The sequence below is a fragment of the Phenylobacterium conjunctum genome, from assembly GCF_042679085.1.
In the GTDB taxonomy this organism is placed as follows: domain Bacteria; phylum Pseudomonadota; class Alphaproteobacteria; order Caulobacterales; family Caulobacteraceae; genus Phenylobacterium; species Phenylobacterium conjunctum.
In genome coordinates this window covers 79,221-96,357 of record NZ_JBHTLQ010000001.1, presented here as the reverse complement: position 1 = coordinate 96,357, position 17,137 = coordinate 79,221, and the positions used below count along the sequence as shown (strand labels likewise).

15 protein-coding genes are annotated in these 17,137 nt (G+C 67.8%); 9 read left to right on the top strand and 6 right to left on the bottom strand.

What is annotated here, in order from left to right:
- The first annotated feature begins 87 nt into the window (after positions 1–87).
- Together ACFQ27_RS00455 and ACFQ27_RS00450 are read left to right on the top strand one after the other, a co-directional pair.
- The gene (locus ACFQ27_RS00455; protein WP_377351973.1) at positions 88–1,344 is read left to right on the top strand and encodes a cytochrome P450; all 1,257 of its coding nucleotides are present in this window, start codon (positions 88–90) and stop codon (positions 1,342–1,344) included.
- A gap of 55 nt (positions 1,345–1,399) precedes the next feature.
- On the top strand, positions 1,400–2,887 hold the full coding sequence (locus ACFQ27_RS00450; protein ID WP_377351972.1) for a flavin-containing monooxygenase: 1,488 nt from the start codon (positions 1,400–1,402) through the stop codon (positions 2,885–2,887).
- A gap of 233 nt (positions 2,888–3,120) precedes the next feature.
- On the opposite strand, the gene ACFQ27_RS00445 is transcribed toward ACFQ27_RS00450, so the two are convergent.
- A complete protein-coding gene (locus tag ACFQ27_RS00445) occupies positions 3,121–4,659 on the bottom strand; it encodes a cryptochrome/photolyase family protein (RefSeq protein WP_377351971.1) in 1,539 nt (512 codons plus the stop codon).
- Positions 4,660–4,708: 49 nt separating this feature from the next.
- A complete protein-coding gene (locus ACFQ27_RS00440) occupies positions 4,709–5,434 on the bottom strand; it encodes a TetR/AcrR family transcriptional regulator (protein ID WP_377351970.1) in 726 nt (241 codons plus the stop codon).
- 67 nt (positions 5,435–5,501) lie between these two features.
- On the opposite strand from ACFQ27_RS00440, the gene ACFQ27_RS00435 reads away from it, so the two are divergent.
- Positions 5,502–6,638 (top strand): aromatic ring-hydroxylating oxygenase subunit alpha, encoded by a 1,137-nt coding sequence (locus tag ACFQ27_RS00435; RefSeq protein ID WP_374345625.1) that lies wholly within the window; start codon positions 5,502–5,504, stop codon positions 6,636–6,638.
- Between the two features lie 15 nt (positions 6,639–6,653).
- Here the strand turns inward: ACFQ27_RS00435 and ACFQ27_RS00430 are convergent, their stop codons facing one another.
- Positions 6,654–7,337 (bottom strand): SDR family NAD(P)-dependent oxidoreductase, encoded by a 684-nt coding sequence (locus tag ACFQ27_RS00430; RefSeq protein WP_377351969.1) that lies wholly within the window; start codon positions 7,335–7,337, stop codon positions 6,654–6,656.
- A gap of 129 nt (positions 7,338–7,466) precedes the next feature.
- Positions 7,467–8,471, bottom strand: coding sequence for a zinc-dependent alcohol dehydrogenase family protein (locus ACFQ27_RS00425; protein WP_377351968.1), 1,005 nt, complete (start codon positions 8,469–8,471; stop codon positions 7,467–7,469).
- Positions 8,472–8,683: 212 nt separating this feature from the next.
- Here ACFQ27_RS00425 and ACFQ27_RS00420 point away from each other — a divergent pair, with 212 nt between their 5' ends.
- From ACFQ27_RS00420 to ACFQ27_RS00405, 4 genes are all read left to right on the top strand, one after another.
- Entirely contained in the window at positions 8,684–9,295 is a 612-nt protein-coding gene (locus ACFQ27_RS00420; RefSeq protein ID WP_377351967.1) for a hypothetical protein, read from the top strand.
- A gap of 12 nt (positions 9,296–9,307) precedes the next feature.
- Positions 9,308–10,174 (top strand): cytochrome b/b6 domain-containing protein, encoded by an 867-nt coding sequence (locus ACFQ27_RS00415; protein WP_377351966.1) that lies wholly within the window; start codon positions 9,308–9,310, stop codon positions 10,172–10,174.
- Positions 10,171–10,941: a molybdopterin-binding protein gene (locus ACFQ27_RS00410; protein WP_377351965.1), complete on the top strand. Its 771-nt coding sequence runs from the start codon at positions 10,171–10,173 to the stop codon at positions 10,939–10,941. The genes ACFQ27_RS00415 and ACFQ27_RS00410 overlap by 4 nt, the downstream gene beginning before the upstream one ends.
- Before the next feature lie 71 nt (positions 10,942–11,012).
- Positions 11,013–12,095 (top strand): alkene reductase, encoded by a 1,083-nt coding sequence (locus tag ACFQ27_RS00405; RefSeq protein ID WP_377351964.1) that lies wholly within the window; start codon positions 11,013–11,015, stop codon positions 12,093–12,095.
- Positions 12,096–12,137: 42 nt separating this feature from the next.
- On the opposite strand, the gene ACFQ27_RS00400 is transcribed toward ACFQ27_RS00405, so the two are convergent.
- Both ACFQ27_RS00400 and ACFQ27_RS00395 read right to left on the bottom strand, forming a co-directional pair.
- Positions 12,138–12,311 (bottom strand): rubredoxin, encoded by a 174-nt coding sequence (locus tag ACFQ27_RS00400; protein ID WP_374345632.1) that lies wholly within the window; start codon positions 12,309–12,311, stop codon positions 12,138–12,140.
- Positions 12,312–12,320: 9 nt separating this feature from the next.
- The gene (locus ACFQ27_RS00395) at positions 12,321–13,592 is read right to left on the bottom strand and encodes a cytochrome P450 (protein WP_374345633.1); all 1,272 of its coding nucleotides are present in this window, start codon (positions 13,590–13,592) and stop codon (positions 12,321–12,323) included.
- A gap of 229 nt (positions 13,593–13,821) precedes the next feature.
- Between ACFQ27_RS00395 and ACFQ27_RS00390 the strand changes: the two genes are divergently transcribed.
- A complete protein-coding gene (locus ACFQ27_RS00390) occupies positions 13,822–14,838 on the top strand; it encodes an aldo/keto reductase (RefSeq protein WP_377351963.1) in 1,017 nt (338 codons plus the stop codon).
- Positions 14,839–14,974: 136 nt separating this feature from the next.
- On the top strand, positions 14,975–17,137 hold the full coding sequence (gene katG, locus ACFQ27_RS00385) for a catalase/peroxidase HPI (RefSeq protein ID WP_377352028.1): 2,163 nt from the start codon (positions 14,975–14,977) through the stop codon (positions 17,135–17,137).

Genomic DNA, 17,137 nt, shown 5'->3' with positions numbered 1-17,137 from the left:
AGGCTGATGTCCCGCGCAAGCTGGGGCTTTCCGAACAGTGTTCAGGCGCGTCTGCTGTCCGCAAAACAATCCGGGACGGAAACAGCCATGACCTCTGCCGCCACCGACCTCCGCAGCGCCGCGCGCGAGGCCGCCTACGCCACGCCCCTGGAGACACTGGACCCCGCCCAGCCCGGCCTGTTCGAGGCCGACGCCATGTGGCCATACTTCGAAAGGCTCCGCCGCGAGGACCCGGTCCACTTCACGCCGCAGAGCGAGTACGGCCCCTATTGGTCGATCACCAAGTACAACGACATCATGGCGGTGGACACGAACCACCAGGTGTTCTCGTCCGCCTCCGGCATCGGCATCACCGAGGCTCCGCCGGACCAGCCGCGCCGGGCGATGTTCATCGCCATGGACCCGCCCCGCCATGACGTGCAGCGCAAGACGGTCAGCCCGGCGGTTTCGCCCCACAACCTGGCCCAGATGGAGCCCCTGATCCGCGAGCGCGCCGGCGCGATCCTGGACAGCCTGCCGATCGGCAAGTCCTTCGACTGGGTCGACCTGGTGTCCAAGGAACTCACCGCCATGACCCTGGCGACCCTTTTCGGGATCCCCCAGGCGGACCGGCGGCGGCTGACCTACTGGTCCGACGTGGTCACCGCGACGCCTGGCCATGGCCTGGTCGACAGCATGGAGCACAAGCGCCAGCTGCTGATGGAGTACTTCGCCTACTTCACCGAGGTCTGGAAGGACCGGAAGGCCTCAGCCCCCACCGACGACCTGATGTCCATGCTGGCCCACGGGCCCGAGACCCGCGACATGGACATCCTGGAGGTGCACGGCAATGTCATCCTGCTGACCGTCGGCGGCAACGACACCACCCGCAACACTATCTCCGGCTCGGTCTACGCCCTGAACAAGAACCCGGACCAGTACGCCAAGCTGCGCGCGACTCCGGACCTGATCCCCTCGATGGTGTCGGAAACCATCCGCTGGCAGACCCCGCTCGCCCATATGCGACGCACAGCGCTGGAGGACATCGAATTCGGCGGCAAGACCATCCGAAAGGGCGACAAGGTGGTCATGTGGTACGTCTCGGGCAATCGCGACGGCGAGGTGATCCATGATCCGGACGCCTACATCATCGACCGCGAGCGCCCCCGCCAGCACATGTCCTTCGGCTTCGGCATCCACCGCTGCGTGGGCAACCGCCTGGCCGAGCTGCAGCTGCGGGTGATCTGGGAGGAGATCCTGAAGCGCTTCCCCGACATCGTGGTGCTGGAGGAGCCCAAGCGCACCTTCTCCACCTTCGTGAAGGGCTACGAGACCCTGCAGGTGGAGATCCCCCGCCGGCATTGACCGGCGGGGCGCACTGGCCCCACGCTGCTGCTGATTTTCAAGGACGCCATTTTTCATGCCCCAGCCTTCCAAGGCCCCGGCGAACGCCGGCCACTTCGACGTGATCATCGTCGGCGCCGGTATCTCCGGCATCGGCCTCGCCTATCATCTGCAGACCGGCGCGCCGGAGAAGACCTTCGCCGTGCTGGAGCTCAAGGACAGCTTCGGCGGCACCTGGCACACCCACCGGTATCCGGGGGTCCGCTCGGACAGCGACCTCCACACCTTCGGCTACAGCTTCAAGCCCTGGCGCGGCGCGCCCATCGCCACGGCGGGCGAGATCCTCAGCTACATGGGCGAGGTGATCGCCGAGAACGACCTGGATCGACACATCCGCTACCACACCAAGGTGGTCTCCGCGGACTGGTCCAGCGCCGAGAACCACTGGGTGATCCGCACGCAGAACGTTCAGTCCGGCGAGGTCTCCGTCTGCACCGCCGGCTTCCTGTGGATGTGCCAGGGCTACTACCGCCACGACCAGGGCTACATGCCCCAGTGGCCCGGCATGGACAGCTTCAAGGGCCAGATCATCCATCCGCAGGCCTGGCCGGAAGACCTCGACTATGCGGGTAAGCGGGTGGTGGTGGTCGGGTCCGGCGCCACGGCGGCGACCCTGGTTCCGGCCATCGCCGACAAGGTGGCCCACGTCACCATGCTGCAGCGCTCGCCCACCTATTTCACGCCCGGCCGCAACAAGAACGAGCTGGCCGAGACCCTGCGCGAGCTCGACATCGACCCGGCCTGGACCCACGAGATCGTCCGCCGCAGCATCCTGTCCATGGGCGCCAAGATGGCTGAGCGCCGCAAGGCGAACCCCGAGGTGGTGCGGGAGGAACTGCTAGGCGCCCTGCGCGGTCTGGTCGGCGAGGACTATGTCGCCAAGCACTTCACGCCGAGCTACGCGCCCTGGCGCCAGCGGATCTGTTTCGTGCCCAATGGCGACTTCTTCGACGCCATCAAGGCCGGCAAGGCCTCCGTGGTCACCGACGAGATCGAGCGCTTCACCGAGGGCGGGATCGCGCTGAAGTCTGGCGAGATCCTGGAGGCCGACATTGTCGTCTCCGCCACCGGCTTTGATCTCAGCGTCCTGGGCGACATCCCGTTCAGCAAGGACGGCGCGCCCATCGACTTCGCCCAGACCGTCACCTATCGCGGCATGATGTTCACCGGCGTGCCCAACCTCTTGTGGGTGTTCGGCTATTTCCGCTCCAGCTGGACCCTGCGGGCCGACCTGATCGGCGAACTTGCCCCGCGCCTGCTTAGGCACATGGACGAGAGAGGCGTGAAGCGGGTCGAGCCGGCGCTGCGGCCCGAGGACGCCGACATGACCCTCGGCCCCTGGACCGATCCGGAGGACTTCAATCCCGGCTACCTGATGCGCAGCATGCACCTGATGCCCAAGGCCGGCTCCAAGCCGGAATGGCGCCACACCCAGGACTACTGGGCCGAGAAGGACACCCTCCCGGCCATCGACCTGGACGCCCCGGAGCTGGTCTACGGCTAGGGCCAAGGCCCCAGCGGGATTGGCGAGGCAGGGTTCCTTCTCCCCTTGCGGGAGAAGGTGTCAGCGAAGCTGACGGATGAGGGGTCGCACCGCCCTATCCTCCGTTTCCCTAAGCACTATCTTGCGAGGTTTGAGAGACCCCTCATCCGACCTGGCTCCGCCAGGCCACCTTCTCCCGCAGGGGGAGAAGGACAAGTCACGCCACTCTCGGCGCGACCCATTGAGGATGGCCCCTAGTCCACCTCCCGCAGCGTCGCGCCCAGCATCACGCGAGCCGCCTCGGCGTCGGCGAGGATCTCGGCCTCGTCGGCGCCCATCTTGGCCAGGGTGCGATAGGGCATGGCCAGGCGCGGATTGTCCTTCAGCCGCGCGCGGTTGCGGATCAGGAAGGCCCAGTAGAGCCGGTTGAACGGACAGGCCCCCTCCCCGCGCTTCTGGGCCACGTCATAGGCGCAGCCCCCGCAGTAGTCGCTCATCCGGCTGATATAGGCGCCGCTGGCCGCATAGGGCTTGGAGGCCATCAGGCCGCCATCCGCGAACAGGGCCATGCCGTGGGTGTTGGGCGCCTCCACCCATTCAAAGGCGTCCACATAGACGCTCATGTACCAGAGGTTCACCTCGTCAGGATGGACGCCCAGCAGCAGGGCGAGGTTGCCGGTGACCATCAGCCGCTGGATGTGGTGGGCATAGGCGTGGCGCGCGGTCATGGTCACCACGTCGCGGACGCAGGCCATCTCGGTCTCGGCGCTCCAGTAGAACTCCGGCAGGCGGCGGTCGGCGGCGAGCGCGTTGCGGGCCAGATAGTCCGGCCCGGCCAGCCAGTAGACCCCGCGCACATATTCGCGCCAGCCGAGGATCTGGCGGATGAAACCTTCCGCCGACGCGATGGGGACCAGACCTGCGCGATAGGCGGCTTCGGCCCGGCGGCAGACCTCCAGCGCATCGAGCAGGCCGATATTGATCGCCGCTGACAGCCGGGCGTGCCACAGGAACGGCGCGCCGCCCTTCATGGCGTCCTGCCAGTCGCCGAAGCTGGGCAGGATGTCGGCGATGAAGTGATCGAGAAGCCGCTCGGCCTCCTCATGGCTGGTCGCCCAGCCGAAGGTCTCCAGGCTTCCGAAGTTGTCGGGGAACCGCGCGGTGACCATCGCCAGGACCTCGCGCACATCCTCCGCCGGCGGAATGACCAGCCGATCCGGTGGCCGCACGCCCTTGGGCAGGCGCTTTCGGTTCTCGTGGTCGAAGTTCCATTGGCCGCCGGCCGGCTTGTCGCCGTCCATCAGAAGGCCGGTGGCCCTGCGCATCACGCGATAGAAGAACTCCATCCGAAGCTCTGAGCGCCCTTCCGCCCAGGCCTCGAACTGCGGCCGGCTGCAGATGAAGCGGGTGTCGGGCCGCACCTCCACCGGGACCGGCGAGGTGAGCTTCAGGTCCTCGAACGCCTGAGCGAGCCGCCATTCGCCGGCCTCGGTCACCACCAGCCGCTCGAACCCGCCCCCGGCCAGCTCCCGTAGGGCCTCACTGGTCAGGGCGCCGGTATTGGCAGGGTCGTCCAGTCGCACATAGCGGACCGCAATCCCCCGCGCGGTCAGCCGCCCGGCGAACCGGCGCATGGCGGCGAACACCATGGCCAGCTTCTGCTTGTGGTGCGGGACATAGGCCGCCTCGTCGGCGACCTCGGCCATCAGCACCAGGTCACCCGCCGCCCAGTCCGTCAGGCTGGACAGGTTGTCGGACAGCTGGTCGCCCAGGACCAGGCGAAGGGTGGGCATGTGACGAAGAACTCCCGGCGCCAGCGTCGCGCGTCGGCGCTGATACGGATCAGACCTGCGGAAGGATGAGGCTGGACCTCAGTTGGGCGGCTTCGGCCTCCAGATCGGCCAGTCGCGCCGGGTCGGCCAGCAGTCCCCGGAGGCAGAAGCGCGCGGTCGCCCGCGCGAGGTCGTCGGGCGAAAGCGGCGGCTGCGTCTCATCCATGATCAGGCTCGTTTCGGTCAGCTGGAACAGCTGCTCGGCGGCAAGGTGCGGCTGATCGCAGACCAGCGTGCCGTCACCGAGGCCGCCGAGGATGAGTCGCTGATAGTGCGCGACAAGCGCTCGCCGGGCGGCGCGCGCCGGACCGAACTGAGACTGTCGAAGTTCCGGCAGCAGGAAGACCGCGACATAGGCGCGATCAACGGACGCCACCAGGCGCGCCTCTTCGAACACCATCCGGTAGAGGGCTGCCGACGGCGCGGCGCCGGCGCCAACTTCGGCCTCCAGGTCGCCATAGAAGGCCAGGGAGGGTTGAGCCAGGTAGAGGATCAGCTCGTTCAGGAGCTCGTCCTTGCCGGCGAACAGGTTGAACAGCGAGGCGGGCGACGCCTCAGCCTCCCGGGCGATCATCCGGATGCTTGTGCCCGCATAGCCGTGCTCGGCGATCAGTCGGGCCGCGGCCAGGAACACCACCGTCCGCGTCAGGTGCGGACGGCCGTCACCGCGCGGCCGGCCCACAGGACGGCGCAGGGGCCTCTCCTGGTCAGGGGGCATGGTCATGCCCCAGCGCATAGCGCTTGACCCGCGATCCGTCTATTTTATATCAGTCGTTCGTAATTAATGAGCGCGAGACGGAACCATGCCGCCAGCCACATCCGCCCTGCCCGGCCTCACCGCCGATGAAATCGCGCGCGCCCGCCTGCCCCTGGAACAGGCCTGGACCCTGCCGCCGTCGGCCTATGTGTCGCCTGACATCTATGAGTTGGAGGTCGAGCGAATCCTGCGCCGCGCTTGGATTCCGCTGGCGCGGCTCGACCAGGTTCCGGAGCCGGGGGACTACCTGTCGCTCGATCTGATGGGCCAGCCGGTGATGGTGGTGCGCGGAGCCGACGGCGAGGTGCGGGTCCTGTCGCGGATCTGCCTGCACAGGGCCGCAGACCTCGCCCCGGAATCCGGCCGACGCAAGCTCTTCACCTGCCCCTACCACAACTGGGCTTACGACACGGCGGGGCGGCTGGTGCGTGCGCCCCTGATGGAGGGTGCGGCGGGCTTCGAGGCCCAGGACTGCGCCCTGCCGCGCCTTCGCAGCGAAGTCTGGGAGGGTTTCGTCCTGGCCAATCTGGATCCTGAGGCAGCGGCCCTGACGCCCCAGATTGAAACCTACGCCCGACACCTCGAACCCTACCGCCTGGGCGACATGGTGGTGGCGCGCACGCTCGAATACGAGAGCGGCTGGAACTGGAAGGTCCTCGTAGAGAATTTCATGGAGGCCTATCACCATATCGGCGTCCATTCGCAGACCTTCGAGCCCATCCACCCGGCGGCCAGGTCCGAGATTCCCGACAATGACGGCCCCTGGTCGATCCTGCACATGCCCGGTGTGGAAGGCGCCGAGGACGGCGGCCCGGCGCTGATTGAGGGCCTGACAGACGCCCAGAAGCAGGCCCTTGTGGCTGCGGTGGTGTTCCCGCACTTCATGATCGCGGCCTTTGCCTCCGGCGCCGCCTGGTATCAGGTGTTCCCGTTGGGGCACGACCGGGTGAAGTTGAAGATCCATCTCCTAGTGCCGAAGGGCGCCCTCGCGAGCCCCGGCGCGGAAGAGATCGTGGAAGGCCTCGCCGCCATGACCGCCCTCGTCCACGCTGAGGACATCAGGGCCAACGACCTGGTCTGGGGCGGCCTGACCGCGCCCCTGACCCGGCAGGGACGACTGTCGCCCCTGGAGCGCTCCATCTGGCAGATGAACCAGGACTGGCTCAACAGGATGGGCGGCTGACGCCGACCCTGTCGCTCAGAATGAGATCTCCTGGCCGTCCCAGGCGAGGAACCGGCCGGTGTCGGCGCCGGTCAGGCCGTCGATCACCCGCAGCAGATGCTCGGCGGCGACGGCTGGCGTGAACAGCCGCTCCGGCGCCACACCCTTCTGGAACGGCGCAGACAGGCCGGTGTCCACCGTGCCGGGATGCAAGGCCACGCAGGCCAGCTCAGGGCGCCGAACCGCCAGCTCGATGGAGGCCGTGCGCACCACCTGGTTCAGGGCGGCCTTGGCGGCGCGATAGCCGTACCAGCCGCCCAGGCGATTGTCGGAAATGGAGCCCACGCGGGCCGAGAGCACGGCGATCACACTCTTACCGGAGCGCGGCATACGCGGGCCGAAATGCTTGAGGACCAGGGCTGGGCCGATGGTGTTGACCGCGAAGCTGTAGGCCAGGCGCTCCGGCGACAGGTCGGCCAGCCGCTTCTCGGGCTCCACCCCATGGCCATGCAGGTGACCGGTGGCGATCACCACGAGGCGGGGCTCGCCCACGGTCTCGGCCGCCGCCTGGATCGAAGCCTCATTCGTGAGGTCCAAGCCGTCTGCCCGGCTCAGCCGCCAAACAGGCCCAAGCGCCTCCAGCCGGTCAGCGATCGCTGCGCCGATCCCGCCCGCGGCGCCCAGCACCACGGACTCCAGCGGCTTCGGAAATGAGTCCATTGGCGGCGCCCCTGTCGTCCAGGCGCCTCACCAGCGCCTGGACCACATACGCGGGGTCGCCCCTCTAGGATGCCTAGAGCGTGATAGCCGAAGGTGGATTCCGGTTTCGGCGGCCATCACGCTCCAGATTTAGAACTCGAGGACGATCTTGCCGAAGTGCTTCTGTGAGATCTGGTGCGCGAAGGCGGCGGCGATGCCGTCCAGCGGGAAGCTGGAATCGATCACCGGCTTGATCCCATTGGCTTCGATGGCGGCGACCATCTCCACCTGGTCCTGGATGGAGCCGACGGTGACGCCCTTCACGGCGACGTTCTTGGACATGATCAGGGCGGTCGGGACCTCGCCCGAGACGCCGGTCAGCACGCCGATCAGCGAGACGTGGCCGCCGATCCGGCAGGCGTGGACGGACTGGGTCAGGGTGCCAGGCCCGCCGATCTCGACCACCAGGTCGACGCCGCGGCCGCCGGTCAGGTCAGCGGCCTTGCGGCCCCATTCCGGCTCGTCCTTGTAGTTGATCAGGTGATCGGCCCCGAGCGTCTTCAGCTTCTCGAGCTTGGCGTCGGAGGACGAGGTGGAAATCACCGTCGCGCCCGCCGCCTTGGCCAGTTGCAGGGCGAAGATCGAGACGCCGCCGGTGCCTTGGGTCAGCACGATGTCGCCCGGCTTGATCTGGGCTTCGACCATCAGGGCGCGCCAGGCGGTGAGCGCGGCGCAGGGCAGGGTCGCGGCCTCGGCGAAGCTGTAGCCCTTGGGCAGGCGGGTGAAGGCGCTGGCCGGCATGGCCACGAACTCGGCGGCGAAACCGTCCACATGGTCGCCGGGCACGCCGATGATGCGCTGCAGCTGCGGGCCGCCGGCCGGCCAGTTCGGGAAGAAGGTCGAGAGCGCATGATCGCCCACCTTCCAGCCCACGACGCCCTCGCCCACGGCCACCACCTCGCCGGCGCCATCCGACATTGGGATGCGGCCGTCGGCGGTTTGGATCATGCCGGCGACCACCGCGAAGTCGTGGAAGTTCAGGGAGCTGGCGCGCACCCGGACCAGCAGTTGCCCGGGGCCAGCCGTCGGCTGGGCGCGGTCTTCGATGACAATTTTGTCCAGCCCGCCCGGGGCTTTGACGGCGGCGACTTTCATGTGGCGGCTCCCTTGTCCGGGCCGCTTCAGGGGCGGCCTTCCAACCTTCGGTATGGGCACAGTTGGCGCATGAAAACGCCCCCCGCAAGTTCACGCCAAGTCAGCTTGTCGCGGGGGAAATCACGGCGGTGCGCAACGGCCGCAGGAATCACTTGCGTACAATTTTATTCTGCGCAATTTATTTCAGCCTGAAAGCGCCCAGGAGGACCCCCATGAAGCGCCTGCTGCCTCCGATCGCCGCCCTGGCCGGCGCCGCCCTCGTCCTCGCCGCCCCGGCGCCCGCCGCCGGTCCCGAGCCGATCCGCGGCGTGGTCACCAAGATCGACGCCGGCCAGATCACCGTCCGGCCGAAGTCCGGCGCGCCGCGCACCATCACCCTGACGCCGGACTGGAGCGTCCAGGTCACCAAGCCCATCGCCATTTCGGAAATCAAGGAAGGCAGCTTCATCGGCACCTCCGAGATCCCGCAGGAGGACGGCAGCGGCAAGTCGCTGGAAGTTCACGTCTTCCCGCCTGGCGTGAAGATCGGCGAAGGCCACTACGCCTGGAACCTGCGTAAGGGTTCGATGATGACCAACGGCACGGTCGGCAAGGTCACCACCGGCGCCAGGGGCGGCCGTGAACTGCAGGTCAGCTACTCCACCGGCCAGCGCAAGATCGTGGTGCCGCCGAAGGTGCCGGTCGTGCAGATCACCAACGGTGACCGCAGCCTGGTCAAGACGGGCGCCAAGGTCTTCCTGGTGGCCTTCCCGAAGCCGGGCGGCGGTGGTGAGATCACCGGCGCGGTGGCGGTCGGTGAGAAGGGCGCGGCCCCGCCGATGTAAGGGGGAGCGGTCATGGCGATCCTGGATCAACGCGACAAGGCGGGGGGCCGCGAGGTCTATCGGCACCCCGTGGCCGTCCGCGCCGCCCACTGGGCGAGCGTGCTGGCCATGGCTGTCCTGCTGTTCAGCGGCCTGCAGATCCTGAACGCCCACCCGGCCTTTTATTGGGGCGAGGTCTCGCGCTTCGCCTCCCCGGTCATGGAGATCGCCTCGGTCACGACGCCGGAAGGCGAGCTGCGCGGCGAGGTTCGCATCGGCAAGCTCGCCTTCGACACCACCGGCGTGTTCGGCGCCTCGCCCACCGCAGACGGCCAGCTTGCGGCGCGCGCGGCGCCGTCCTGGCTGACCCTGCCGGGCTATCTGGACCTGGGCGCCGGCCGCCGCTGGCACTTCGCCTTCGCCTGGGTGCTGGTGATCAGCGGCGCGGTCTATGCGGTCCACGCCATCGCCACCCGGCGGTTCAAGGTCCTGCTCCTACCGACCCGCCACGAGCTGAGGGGCCTTGGCCAGAGCCTCCTCGACCACCTGCGCCTGCGCTTCGACCACGGGCGGCCCGGCTACAACGTGCTGCAGAAGCTAGCCTATCTGGCCGTGCTGTGGGTGTTGGTCCCGACCATGCTGCTGACGGGCCTGGCCATGTCGCCGGCCATGCACGCGCGCCTGCCCCTGCTGGGCGACCTGTTCGGCGGACGCCAATCGGCGCGGACCTTCCACTTCCTGGCCGCCAGCGGCCTCGTCACCTTCGTCGCCGTCCACCTGGCCATGGTGATCGCCGCCGGGCCCTGGCGAGAGCTGCGTTCCATGCTGACCGGCTGGTACGCCCTGGGCCACAGGCCTGACGCCAAGACACCAACGCCCGAAACGGGGGACGCCCCATGACCCGCCCCTCCCGACGCGGTCTCCTCTGCGCCGCCCTGGCCGCGCCCGCCGCCGGGCTCGCGGCCTGCGACAAGGTCGCGACCTCGCCCAAGGCGAACCAGAGCCTGGACGTCGCCGAGGGCGTGAACTTCCACCTCCAGCGCCTGCTGCTGGGCCGCGACGCCCTGGCCCGGGAATACCCGGCCTCGGCCATCTCCCCGGACTTCCGCGCCAACGGCTCGACCAATCCGGACAATGAGGACTACCAGCAGCACGTCGCCGACGGCTTCGCCAACTGGCGGCTTGAGATCGGCGGCCTGGTCGAGCGGCCGCTCAGCCTGTCCCTGGCCGACCTGAAGGCCGCGCCGTCCCGCAGCCAGATCACCCGCCACGACTGCGTCGAGGGCTGGAGCGCTATCGCCAAGTGGAAGGGCGCGCGCCTTTGGCCCCTGCTGCAGCAGGCCGGGATCAAGCCCACGGCCCGCTATGTCGCCTTCTTCTGCGCCGACACCCTGGAACTGACCCTCGACGGGACCGGCGACTACTACGAGACCATCGACCTGGCCGACGCCCGCCACGCCCAGACCCTCCTGGCCTATGAGATGAACGACCAGCCCCTGCCGGTGGCGCACGGTGCGCCCATCCGCCTGCGGCTGGAGCGCCAGCTCGGCTACAAGATGGCCAAGTACGTCATGCGCATCGAGCTGATCGAGAGCTTCGATCACCTGGGCCTGGGCAAGGGCGGCTATTGGGAAGACCGCGGCTATCAGTGGTACGCGGGCATCTGACCTGAGAGGTCTTGCGCCTCCCCAAGGGCAATCCGGCAAGCTGTTCCAAACAACGCTGCGGGAGGCGCACCATGACGGACCTGTTTGACCCTTGTGAGCTCAACGGGCTCAAGCTGCAGAACCGCATCGCCCTGTCGCCGGTCACCCGGACGCGGGCGGACATGGAGGGCCGGGTCGGCGAACTCCAGGCCATCTACTACGCCCAGCGCGCCTCGGCGGGCCTCCTGATCACCGAGGCCACCGCGGTGGTCCCCGAAGGCCGCGGCGGCGCCTTCACCCCCGGCCTTTGGGACGACAGCCATGTCGCCCCCTGGAAAGAGGTCACCGACGCGGTGCACGCCAAAGGCGGCCTGATCTTCTGTCAGCTGTGGCACGCCGGCCGGCTCAGCCACTCCAGCCTTCACCCGGAGCGCGCCGCCCCCGTCGCCCCCAGCGCCATGCAGCAGGAGGGCCTGGTCTTCGCCGACGGCGGCTTCAAGCCCTACGACATGGCCCGCGCCCTGGAGTTGGACGAGATCGCCGGCGTGATCGCCAACTTCCGCTCGGCGGCCGAGCGCGCCAAGGCGGCCGGCTTCGACGGGGTCGAACTACACGGCGCCCACTCCTACCTGATCGACGCCTTCGTCCGCGACATGACCAACAAGCGGACCGACCGCTATGGCGGCTCCATCGAGAACCGCGCCCGGCTGATGGTGGAAATCCTGACCGCCCTGGTCGAGGTCTGGGGCGGCGAGCGGGTGATGGTGCGCCTGGCGCCCATCGGCCACGCCTACAACGCCTGGGATTCGAACCCCGAGCCGCTGTTCACCTACATCGTCGAGCAGCTGAACGCCCTGGGCGTGGGCTGGCTGGACCTCGTGGAGGGCGACACCGGCATCTCCCGCGAGGCCGAGCCGAGCTTCGACCTCAGCAAGCTGCGCAAGCTCTTCAAGGGCGTCACCGTCGCCAACAACATGTACGACCGCGACATGGCCCTGCAGGCCCGCGCCGACAACACCGCCGACATGGTCGCCTTCGGCCGCGCCTTCATCGGCAATCCGGACCTCGTGGAGCGCCTGAAGCTCGACGCCCCCATCGTCGATGCGGATCGCAAGACCTATTACGGCGGCGGCGCCAAGGGCTACATCGACTTCCCGACCCTGGCGGAGTCCTGAAGCAAGAGGCCCGCCGGAGCGTCTCCGGCGGGCCCTTGATCTTCACCCAAGCAGTTCGAAGTCGTCCTTCTCGCTGCCGCAGTCGGGGCAGTACCATTCCTCCGGCAGGTCCTCGAGGCGGGTGCCAGGCGGGACGCCCTGGTCGGGAATCCCCTTGGCCTCGTCATAGATCCAGCCGCAGTTCTTGCAGCGCCACTTGCGTGTGCCGTCCGCCATGGCCGCCTCCTATTGCGCGGTGAAGCGGATGGGGACGTGCTTGGGACCGCAGACGAAGTTGGAGATCGTCCGCTCGCCCTTGCCGTCCATCTCGACGGCCTTGATCCGCTTGAACAGCTCTTCCCAGAGGATCTTCATCTCCAGCCGTGCCAGGTGCTGGCCCAGGCAGACGTGGACGCCATAGCCGAAGGCCACGTGCGGGTTCGGGTCACGGTCGATGCGGAACTCGAAGGGGTCGCTCCAGACGCTCTCGTCGCGGTTGCCCGATTGATAGGCCAGCATCAGCCAGTCGCCGGCCTTGATCGCCTTGCCGCCAATCTCGGTGTCGCTCACCGCTGAGCGCATGAAGTGCTTCACCGGCGTCTCCCAGCGGATGCTCTCCTCGACGAAGCCGTTCAACAGCTCAGGCTTGTCCTGCATCTGCTTGAGCAGGTGAGGCCGCTCGGCCAGGGCCCACATGGCGCCGGCCGTGGTGTTGCTGGTGGTGTCGTGGCCGGCGGTGGCGGCGATGATGTAGTAGCCCATCATCTGGCGGTGGTTCAGGTATTCGCCATTGATCTTGGCGTTGGCGATCAGGCTGTTGATGTGGGTCGTGGGATTGGCCCGGAACTTCTCGGTCACCGCCTGGAAGTAGTTCTCCAGCTCCATCGCGGTTTCCCACAGCGACTTCAGCGCCTCCTCCGGGGTCTGCTCGGCGCCGGCCCGGTTCAGTTCGGGGTCGGCGTTGTTGAACAGCTCCTGGGTCAGCTTGAGCATGAAGGCCTCGTCCTCCTTCGGCACGCCCAGCACGGTCATGATCACGCGCAAGGGGTAGAGGAAGGCGACGTCGGTGGCGAAGTCGCACTTGCCGTCATGGCTCAGCATCAGGTCGACGAACTCGCGGGCGATGTCGCGGATGTCTTCTTCCAGCGGGCGCAGGGCGCGCGGCAGGACGTGCGGGAAGACGATGCCGCGCAGGTCGCGGTGCTCCTGGCCGTCCACGGACACCAGGCTGCGGATCATGTTGGGGTCGCCGCCGGTCAACAGCTTGATCTTGGCCTCGCCCTCCCGGTTCGACAGGAAGGTGGACTTGTCGCCGTTGTGGAAGATGTCGGCCTGGCGCTCGACCTCCTTGATGTCGGCGGCGCGGCTGACCACCCAGAAGGGATCCATCCCCTCAAGCTCGGCCACATCCAGGGGCGCCTCGGCCCGGATCTTCTTGAAGGCCGCATCGACGATTTCGCGCTGCGAATAGCTCCTGGGGTCGACGATCGCTTGCGCGAGTTCAGTGGCCAGGGTCATGCCCGGTCCTCCCGTTTATGGTTTCGTGGCGCGTCCTCGCCCAACTTCTAGGACACATACTATACAGCCAACAACTAAGTAGAGTCCCTAGGCGCCGGAACGTCATGCCGATCAGGGCCTGTCAGCGATTGCCTATCCAGCGGATTCCAGCCGATACCTTCGCCGCACCATTTTGATCCGGCGGCGCCCCCGATGGCGTCGCGCCATTTGAAGCGAAGAAGAGCATTCCATGGGCCACAAGCGTCTGGGCAAGAGCGCCATCGTCGTCTCCGACATCTGCATGGGCACGATGACCTTCGGGTCCTCCGCCGACGAGGCGACCTCGTTCCGCATCCTCGACCGCGCGTTCGACGCCGGCATCAATTTCTACGACACGGCCGAGAACTATCCCGTCCCGCCGGATCCGAAGTGGGCCGGCCGCACCGAGGAGATCCTTGGGCGTTGGATGAAGACCAAGAGCCGTGACGCCCTTATCATCGCCACCAAGGTCTCGGGCCCCAGCCACGGCTGGATCAAGTCGGCCCAGCGCTCGGCCATGACCGCCCTCGACCGCCACAACATCGTCAACGCCGTGGAAGCCAGCCTGAAGCGCCTGGGCACCGACTATATCGACCTCTACCAGACCCACTGGCCGGACCATGGGGTCGCCTATGACGAGACCATGCTGGCCCTCGACGAGTTGATCCAGGCCGGCAAGGTGCGGATCATCGGCTGCTCCAACGAAACCACCTGGGGCTTGACCAAGTCGGTGGCCGTGGCCGAGCGGCTGGGCACCGCCCGCTACCAGACCATCCAGAACAATTTCAGCCTCAACAACCGCCGCTTCGAGGACGAGCTGGCCCAGGCCTGCCGCCAGGAAGGCGTGAGCCTGATCCCCTATTCGCCCCTGGGCGGCGGCGTGCTGTCGGGCAAGTACCAGGGCGGCGCGACGCCTGAGGGCGCGCGATTCTCCAGCTACATCAACCTGGGCGGCCGCCACACCGTCATGGCCCGTCGGTTCGTCAACGAGAAGTCCCTGGCGGCCACTGAGCGCTACATGGCCATCGCCGCCGAGGCCGGCATGGCGCCGGTGACCCTGGCCACCGCCTGGTCCAAGCAGCACGACTTCGTGGCCTCCACCATCGTCGGCGCCACCCGCGAGGACCAGATGGACGACATCCTGGCCGCCACGGACCTGACGCTCGGCCAGGACGTGCTGGACGCCATCAATAAGGTCTCCAAGGAGATCCTCTACCCCATGGGCTGAGGCCCATAGGTTTTTACGATCCAAATCGATAAAACTATCGATTTTATCTCAGCCATCTCCACGGATAACCATCGCGAAGCTTCGGAGCTTCGCGGTGGCCCTCCCGCCCGACCCGAAGCGGTCCCTGGAGGATGAGATGGACGGAAACAACGGAACCCCGACCGGCAAATGTCCGGTGATGCACGGCGGAAACACCACCGCCGGCGCCAGCGTCACGGCCTGGTGGCCCAAGACGCTGAACCTCGACATTCTCAGCCAGCACGACACCAAGACCAATCCCCTGCCCGGCGTCAGCTATCGCGAAGCGCTCAAGACCCTGGACGTCGAGGCCCTGAAGGCCGACGTCCGCGCCCTGATGACCGACAGCCAGGACTGGTGGCCGGCGGACTGGGGTCACTATGGCGGCCTGATGATCCGCATGGCCTGGCACTCGGCCGGCTCCTACCGCACGGCGGACGGCCGCGGCGGCGCAGGCACGGGCAATATCCGCTTCGCGCCTCTGAACTCCTGGCCGGACAACGGCAACCTCGACAAGGCGCGGCGCCTGCTGTGGCCGATCAAGAAGAAGTACGGAAACAAGATCAGCTGGGCCGACCTGATGATCCTGGCCGGCACGATCGCCTATGAGACCATGGGCCTGAAGACCTTCGGCTTCTCTTTCGGCCGCGAGGACATCTGGCATCCGGAGAAGGACGTCTACTGGGGCGCCGAGCAGGAATGGGTCGGCCCCTCCGACAGCCGCTATGAGGACGTCGCCAAGCCGCAGACCCTGGAGAACCCTCTGGCCGCGGTGCAGATGGGCCTGATCTATGTGAACCCCGAAGGGGTGAACGGCCGGCCCGACCCGCTGAAGACCGCCGCCCAGATGCGCGAGACCTTTGCGCGGATGGCCATGAACGACGAGGAGACCGTCGCCCTCACCGCCGGCGGCCACACGGTCGGCAAGGCGCACGGGGCCGGCGACGCCTCACGCCTGGGCCCCGCCCCGGAAGGCGCCGGGATCGAGGAACAGGGCCTGGGCTGGATCAACAACACCAGCCGCGGGATCGGCCGCGACGCCGTCACCTCCGGCGTCGAGGGCGCCTGGACCACCCATCCCACCCGCTGGGACAGCGGCTACTTCCAGCTGCTGTTCGGCTACGACTGGGAGCTGACCACCTCGCCGGCCGGCGCCCACCAGTACCGCCCCATCGGCATCAAGCCGGAGGACATGCCGGTGGACGTGGAGGACCCCTCCATCCGCTGCATGCCGGTGATGACCGACGCGGACATGGCCCTGAAGGTCGATCCGGCCTACCGCGCCATCTCGGAGCGGTTCGCCCAGGACCAGGCCTACTTCTCGGAGACCTTCGCCCGGGCCTGGTTCAAGCTGACCCACCGCGACATGGGCCCCAAGGCCCGCTACTTCGGCCCGGACGTGCCGGCGGAAGACCTGATCTGGCAAGACCCGATCCCGGCGGGGCGCAGCGACTACGACGTCGCCGCCGCCAAGGCGAAGATCGCGGCCTCCGGCCTCTCGGTCGCCGACATGGTCGCCACGGCCTGGGACAGCGCGCGCACCTATCGCCAGTCCGACCACCGGGGCGGGGCGAACGGCGCCCGCATCCGGCTGGCCCCGCAGAACGCCTGGGCCGGTAACGAGCCCGAGCGCCTGGCCCGCGTGCTGTCAGTGCTGGAGCCTATCGCGGCTGAGACTGGCGCCAGCGTCGCCGACCTGATCGTGCTGGCCGGCAATCTGGGCGTCGAACAGGCGGCCCGCGCCGCCGGGGTCGAGGTCGAGGTTCCGTTCCTGCCCGGCCGCGGCGACGCGACGGCGGAGCAGACCGACGCCGAGAGCTTCTCGGTGCTGGAGCCGCTCGCTGACGGGTTCCGCAACTGGCTGAAGGAGTCTTACGCCGTCCAGCCGGAGGAGCTGCTGCTCGACCGGGCCCAGCTGATGGGCCTGACCGCGCCGCAGATGACCGCCCTGGTCGGCGGGCTGCGGGTGATCGGCGCCAATCACGGCGGCGCGGCCCACGGCGTCTTTACCGACAGGGTCGGCGCGCTCAGCCCCGACTTCTTCGTCGGCCTGACGGACATGGCCTATCGCTGGGTCCCGAAGGGCCGGAACCTCTACGACATCGTCGATCGCAAGACCGGCGCGGTGCGGTGGACGGCCACGCGGGTCGACCTGGTGTTCGGCTCCAACTCGATCCTGCGGGCCTATGCCGAGGTCTACGCCCAGGACGACGCCGCCGAACGCTTCGTCCGAGACTTCGTGGCCGCCTGGACGAAGGTGATGAACGCCGACCGCTTCTAG